This is a genomic window from Armatimonadota bacterium (genome assembly GCA_020354555.1).
Taxonomy (GTDB): Bacteria; Armatimonadota; Hebobacteria.
In genome coordinates this window covers 1172416-1178680 of the sequence record CP070648.1, presented here as the reverse complement: position 1 = coordinate 1178680, position 6265 = coordinate 1172416, and the positions used below count along the sequence as shown (strand labels likewise).

The following is a 6265-nucleotide window of genomic DNA, read 5'->3' as shown; positions in this document are numbered from 1 at the left end:
TCCGCCGATTGTCGTCTCGGCGACGCGGAGCGAACGCGGGGATGTCATCCTGCACACCGTCAGGCCGGGCGAGCAGTTGGGCACGATCTCCGCGCGCTACAGCGTGCCGACCGAGGCAATCGCGCGCCTCAACGGGCTGCATGCCAACGCCGAACTCGCCGCCGGCCGCACGCTGCGCATCCCCTGGCAATCCTCGCTCGTCCTCAACGGCGAGTCGGTGTACACCGACGTGCCGGTCCTAACTGAGGGCGGCATCTCCCTCGCGCCGTTCCGCGCCATCGTCGAGCACGCCGGCGGCGCGGTTCACTGGATACCCGCAAGCAGGCAAGTGCGGGCTAAGGCCTTCGCGCGCGACATCTGGGTCACCATCGGCAGCCGGGCCGCGCTCGTGGATTCCACGCAGTACATGCTCGAGACCGAGGCCACGCTGGTGCGCGAGCGCGCGATGGTGCCGCTCGGCCTGTTCCGCGACGCCCTCGGCTTCACCGTGACCTTCGACCAGGACACCGGCCGCATCTACCTCGCCGCGCAGTAGCGCAACACGTCGAGCACAGCCGTTCATCCCGAGCCTGCCGAAGGGCCCTCGGCTGTGCCCTCGCGGATTCCTAGGCCAGAGGCTTGTTTGTCCTGAACGGAGTCGAAGCGCCTCCTGCCCCAGGCTTTCGCGATAGAGGAGATCATAGGCATGGTCATCATCTTCTACGGTGTCGCGATTACATGTTTCCTGTTGTCCGCTGCAACCCTCGGCCGCGAATTCCTCATACATCCCTCGGCGAACGCAGGCGGATATCTCGCAGTTCGACTCTTGATGGTCGCGTGGGTGCTGGGTGTCGCGTTCCTGTACAGACACCGCCCAGTGGCTCTGAGGCGATGGTGGATTCGGGGGGCCGCAGCAGCCTTTCTCGTGTCCGGCCTCTTTATACTCGCACTGAACGTGCTGGAACTGGCAGGCCGGATGTACGTGGACACGTTCTCAGACGAGCGTCCTTTCGAATCGTGGATTGACGGCTCGGTGGCGACGCTGGCGGGCGTCCTTGCGCTCCTCGCTGCGTGGAAGGCGGTCTCGACACCTGCGGCGCGCGCCGACCAGCCGAAGCCGAACTGATGAAGCGACACGGGATGGTCAGACTGCTTTACGCCATAGCCATCGTGTATCTTGTGGCTTGGGCAATCCTGTTCGGCCCGGGTTTTGCGCGCGACCCCGGATTGGATACCGGCGGCACGCTGCTCATATTCGCTACGTTCATAGCAGTCCTGATTATCAGCCTCGCTAGCACCCAGCGACAGCAGGGCCAGCGCACTCAGCGATGGCGGCTCTGCGCTGTGGGCATTGCGTTTGCTATTATGGGCCTGGCGTTTCTCGTCGCCGGTGAATACGTCGGCGAGGCGGACTGGGCCTCACGCTATGTCGCGTGCGGTGGTGTCATTGCGGGTATCGCCTGGTTGCTGGTGGGATGCATGGGCGAAACGGCACCGGCAGAGGGATCCGAGGGCTCCGATACGCCGTGAAGATCGACCAATAGCCTTCGCGCCGGACACGTCGCGTGACCGGCCAAGGCCTGGCGACCTGTGCGATTGAGGCACACTGGGCTGGACACGACTGTTTCCCGAAGCGCCGCCTTTGGCAACCTGGTTTGCCTTCCTGCTCGCGAGCGGCACACGACGCTTCGTCGCGAGCACTAGAGAGTGATCGGAAGGCTCAAGGTGCCGCGGCCGTCCCCTCGCGCGCACGCCTCGTGCGGGCGAGGAAACACCCCCGTCGCAGGCGAATCTCCCCGTATCGTGGAGCAGGCCATTCCTTTCCGAGGAGGCGACACATGAGGCTCACTCTCATCGCGCCGCTCATCGCGATTCTCTCATACGCGGCCGTGGCCCAGCAGGGCGGCGAGAAGGAGCGCACGCAGATGTTCTTCAACGTCCTCGATTACGGCGCTCAGGCCGGGGGCGAAGCTGACTGCACCGCCGCCGTCCAGGCCGCGCTCGACGCCGCTGCCGAGCACGGTGGCATCGTGCAAGTCCCCGGCGGACGCTACCTCATCAAAGGGCATCTCTCCGTCCCCGACAACGTCACCCTCGAAGGCACATGGCGCGCCCCCGCCCGCAGCATCGGCGCGGGCAGCGTGCTCCTTGCCGTGGAGGGCGCGGGCGACCCCGACGGCGAGCCGTTCATCACGCTGCACACCAACTCGACCCTCCGCGGCATCGCCGTCCTCTACCCCGACCAGGTTGACGAGAACCCACCCAAGGCGTACCCCTGGTGCGTCCGCGGCATCGGCGACGACTGCTCGATTATTGACTGCCTCCTCGTCAACCCCTACCAGGCCGTGGACTTCGGCACGTTCCCGGCGGGCCGCCATTACATCAATGGCCTCTACTCCCAGGCGCTCTACCGCGGCATCTTCGTGGACAAGTGCTTCGACGTCGGCCGCATCGAGAACGTCCACCTCTGGCCGTTCTGGATGATCGGCGGCGACTCCAAGGCGCGCCAGTTCACCCTCGAGCAGGGCGAGGCGTTCATCTTCGGGCGCACCGACTGGGAATACGTCACCAACTGCTTCTGCATCGCCTACAAGGTGGGCTTCCGCTTCGTCGCGCTCGACAACGGCCCGGGCAACGTCGTGCTCACCCAGTCCGGCTCCGATGTCGGCCCGACCGCCGTGCTGGTGGACGCGGTGCAGGGGCATGCCGGCATCGCCTTCAACACCAGCCAGTTCATGGCGACCGTCGTCGTCAAAGAGACCAACTCGGGCCCGGTGAAGTTCAACAACTGCGGCTTCTGGCCGGTCAACGAAACCGTCCGTCAGGCCGACCTCAAGGGCGGCGGCCACGTCACCTTCAACGCGTGCCACTTCGCGGGCTGGGATCGCCAGGACCAGGGCGAGCCGTGCATCTATGCGGACTGCGACGGCCTCACCGTCAGCTCGTGCGACTTCATGGACGAGGATAAGGCCCAGATCACCCTCGGCCCCAACCTGCGCGCGGGCATCATCATGGGCAACCGCTTCCGCGGCGGCGAGAAGGTTAGGAACGAGAGCCAGGGCGACGTGCAGATGGGCCTCAATGTGGGGCAGTGAGGCGTAGGTGCTGCCGCGCTCGGGCGGCGTGAAGCTCTCAGCGACCGCGCGGGCGTGTGGACTGCTGTCTCTCCTCGCGTGACAGGCCCGCAGGGGCACAGTATGCCGTGCCCCTGGGGATGGATCCGCGGCTAACTCACTCCACCCCCGGCAGCAACTCCGTCGCCTGAGGCGCCGGCCTGAAGAACGACGTGAAGGCCTCCGCGTACTCCACGTTCGCGGCAGAGCCGACCGCCTGCGCGCGCCGCGGGATGACGCCGTAGATGTCGCGCGTCGTGTACTTGCGATCCACACCCGCCTTGTGCTCCACCAGCCACGACTCGAACTGCGACTTGTGCTTGGACGCCGCCCTGATCTTCTTCTCCATCACCTTCGAGATGTCCACATAGACGTCGGGGTCGCGTCCGCCGAAGCACAAGATCTGCGGCAGATCGAAGTAGGGATATCCGAGATCGAGCAGCGGCAGGGACGCGAGGTAAAACGCGTCTATCGCGCCTTTGTGCGTGTTGCGGTGATCGGGGTGCGGGTCATCCGGGCCGTGGGTCAGCACGCAGACAGGGCGATGCTGCCGGTAGAGCCGCGCCAGTTCCAGGGCGACGTCGCGCGAGTAGGGCACCGCGCTGTCCTCGTGATCGAGCAGCACCAGCTCCGCGCCGAGCACCTTGGCGCACGCCCTGGCCTCGCGACTCCGCACTCGCTTCAGCTCCTCCGTCGGCATGGACATGTGCCCCATGCCGCCGCGAGTCATGGTCACGATCACGGCGCGGTGGCCGCGCGCGGTATGGTTGAGGATGGCCCCGGCGGCGTGGATTTCGTCATCGGGGTGCGCGCCGACGAGCAGTATGGTCGCGGACGATCGTCCTTTTGCGCGCGGGTTTCTGCGAGCGGGCATCTCAGCACCTCCATGGGGAAACTCGCCAGTCTATTCGCCGCCGAGAGCTTGCCGCCTGCGCCGGCCCAGGGGTAAGCAGGCTCGATAGCGGGGTCCACCCTCGGTTGCGGCCGCAGCCGCCTCGGTTGCACCCGATTCCGCCCGCGTCCCGCCTTGACAAGCAAGCGATAGAGTTGTAGGCTAGTCGTCAAGGCAGCCCCCGGTTTGTGGTAGAGCTGCTGGACTCCACCGCGCTCGGGAGCTGCTTGCGCGGACGCAGACGCGCTCGGTGACGCGGGTCGCGCTGGAACAAAGGAGTCGCACTACAGAGACATAGACCGTGCCTGCCGACCCCGGGATGCACCGCGTCGGCGGCACAACCTCCACGCGCGGTTACGCGGAACCGTCAGCTGAAGCATGAGACGGGGCCCGACCCCGCCTCCCACGGAGGTGCTGTCATGCTTTCCGTCGAGTCTGCTTGGAAGGCTCCCTCGCCCAGTTTCCGCACGCGCGCCAAGGTCGCAGCGACCCACGCCATCGCCGACCCGCTGCTCAGTCTTCTCGCCCGCAGCTCGGACGAGAGCCTGATCCGGCTCATCACGCTCCTCGAACGCTACGTCGCCCGCTACGACAATCACAAGGCTCAGCTCCAGGGCCTGCGCGACCTGTTCGAGCGCAAACACCCCTCGCTGGAGCTGGCGCGCAAGGTCATGACCCAGTTGCATCCCAACTACCGCCGGCGCCTCATCGCCGACCTCGGCATCAACGCGACCTGGCTCGGCCAGCAGGTGCGCAATGATTTCGCGGAGCGCTTCGGCATCCCGCCGCCGTATCTCATGGTCATCAGCCCCACCATGCGCTGCAACCTCAAGTGCCTGGGCTGCTACGCGGGCGCGTACCCCCGCGACACCGACCCCATGAGTTTCGAGACCCTCGATCGCGTCGTCGCCGAAGCCAAGCAGATGGGCATCCACATGTTCACCATCTCCGGCGGCGAGCCGTTCGTCCGCCCCGACCTGCTCGACCTCTACGAGAAGCACAGCGACTGCGTGTTCCAGGTCTACACCAACGGCACCTGTATCTCCGACGCCACCATCGAGCGGATGCAGAAATCAGGCAACGTCTCCCCCGGCATCAGCATCGAGGGCTTTCGGGAGCAGACCGACTTCCGCCGCGGCGCGGGCATCTTCGACACGATCATGGATACGATGGACCGACTCCGCGCCGCCGGCATCCTGTTCGGCTTCTCCGGCACCTACACCCGGCTCAACGCCGACGCCTTCCTCAATGACGAGTTCTTCGATATGGTCATTGACAAGGGATGCCTCTTCGGCTGGTTCTTCATGTTCGTGCCGGTCGGGCAGGACGCCAGCGTTGACCTCATGCCCACCGCCGAGCAGCGCGACCGCATGCGGCGCAAGGTCATGGAGATCCGCCGCACGCGCCCCATCTTCTGCGCCGACTTCTGGAACGACGGCTGCCTCACCGGCGGCTGCATGTCCGGCGGCACGCTCTACCTCCACCTTAACTTCCGCGGCGACCTCGAACCGTGCGTCTTCATGCACTTCGCCGCCGACAACATCCACGACATGTACGCCCGCGGCGAGCACCTGTGGGACGTCCTCAAGTCACCGCTGTTCGTCGCGATTCGCGACGTCAACCGCCGCGATCCCAACCCGCTGCGCCCGTGCCCCATCGTCGACCACAACGAATGGCTCGAAGAGGCCCTGGGCAAGGCGCCGGATATCTACCCGACCCATGAGGGCGCCGAGGACATCATCGGCCGCCTTGCTCAGCCCGTGCGCGAGTGGAGCGCCGCCTATGCGGAGTACGCCGAGGGCGCATGGAACAGCCCGGAGTACGAGTGGGCGCGCACCGGCGACTGGCTCGTCCCCAAGCATCCCCACGTTACCGCGCCGACCAAGCACTGAGCGCCCGGCCGCGCGGCGTCAGTTCCAAGGGCCCCCGCCAGGGGGCCCTCGCGTTTGTGCCCAGGCACCGCGGCGCCCAAACGCCGACGGGAGGGCATCACGCCCTCCCGTCGCACAGTCGGCAATTGAGGCAGGCGGTGAACTTGCTGGCCTGCGATGCCTACTTGATCGGTTTCGCGAAGTTGCAGCCGCGCTGGATGAATGTCGCCATCTGTCCGCGGGTGCAGATGACCGTCGGCCGGAAGGTGCCGTCGCCGTACCCGCCGGTCGGCGCCTCGCCGGAGGCCCAGGACGCCACGTCCGCCAGCCGCTCGATCCACCCGTAGAAGATATGCGTGCCGTCCACGTCCAGGCCGCCGCCGCCGCCGCCGTCCCACACGCCGTTGGTG

At 66.4% G+C, this 6265-nt stretch carries 7 protein-coding genes; 5 read left to right on the top strand and 2 right to left on the bottom strand.

Annotation, left to right across the window (positions count from 1 at the left end):
- The 4 genes from JSV65_04815 to JSV65_04800 all read left to right on the top strand — a co-directional run.
- Positions 1 to 535, top strand: a 535-nt coding sequence (locus tag JSV65_04815; GenBank protein UCH35675.1) for a LysM peptidoglycan-binding domain-containing protein, incomplete at its 5' end; no start/stop codon positions are given.
- A 150-nt stretch (positions 536 to 685) separates the two neighbouring features.
- The gene (locus JSV65_04810) at positions 686 to 1105 is read left to right on the top strand and encodes a hypothetical protein (GenBank protein UCH35674.1); all 420 of its coding nucleotides are present in this window, start codon (positions 686 to 688) and stop codon (positions 1103 to 1105) included.
- Positions 1105 to 1509 carry a hypothetical protein gene (locus JSV65_04805; protein ID UCH35673.1) on the top strand — a complete coding sequence of 135 codons (405 nt, stop codon included), beginning with the start codon at positions 1105 to 1107 and terminating at the stop codon, positions 1507 to 1509. Before JSV65_04810 ends, JSV65_04805 begins: the two co-directional genes overlap by 1 nt.
- Positions 1510 to 1817: 308 nt before the next feature.
- Positions 1818 to 3074: a hypothetical protein gene (locus JSV65_04800; protein UCH35672.1), complete on the top strand. Its 1257-nt coding sequence runs from the start codon at positions 1818 to 1820 to the stop codon at positions 3072 to 3074.
- 136 nt (positions 3075 to 3210) lie between these two features.
- Here JSV65_04800 and JSV65_04795 read toward each other — a convergent pair whose 3' ends face one another.
- Positions 3211 to 3966, bottom strand: a complete 756-nt coding sequence (locus JSV65_04795) for a PIG-L family deacetylase (GenBank protein ID UCH35671.1) — start codon at positions 3964 to 3966, stop codon at positions 3211 to 3213.
- 437 nt (positions 3967 to 4403) lie between these two features.
- On the opposite strand from JSV65_04795, the gene JSV65_04790 reads away from it, so the two are divergent.
- Positions 4404 to 5876, top strand: coding sequence for a radical SAM protein (locus JSV65_04790; GenBank protein ID UCH35670.1), 1473 nt, complete (start codon positions 4404 to 4406; stop codon positions 5874 to 5876).
- Positions 5877 to 6036: 160 nt separating this feature from the next.
- On the opposite strand, the gene JSV65_04785 is transcribed toward JSV65_04790, so the two are convergent.
- Positions 6037 to 6265, bottom strand: a 229-nt coding sequence (locus JSV65_04785; protein UCH35669.1) for an S-layer homology domain-containing protein, incomplete at its 5' end; no start/stop codon positions are given.

Coding starts and splice junctions, on each gene's coding strand:
- JSV65_04810 (UCH35674.1), top strand. CDS start 686: ATGGTCATCATCTTCTACGGTGTCGCGATTACATGTTTCCTGTTGTCC.
- JSV65_04805 (UCH35673.1), top strand. CDS start 1,105: ATGAAGCGACACGGGATGGTCAGACTGCTTTACGCCATAGCCATCGTG.
- JSV65_04800 (UCH35672.1), top strand. CDS start 1,818: ATGAGGCTCACTCTCATCGCGCCGCTCATCGCGATTCTCTCATACGCG.
- JSV65_04795 (UCH35671.1), bottom strand. CDS start 3,966: ATGCCCGCTCGCAGAAACCCGCGCGCAAAAGGACGATCGTCCGCGACC.
- JSV65_04790 (UCH35670.1), top strand. CDS start 4,404: ATGCTTTCCGTCGAGTCTGCTTGGAAGGCTCCCTCGCCCAGTTTCCGC.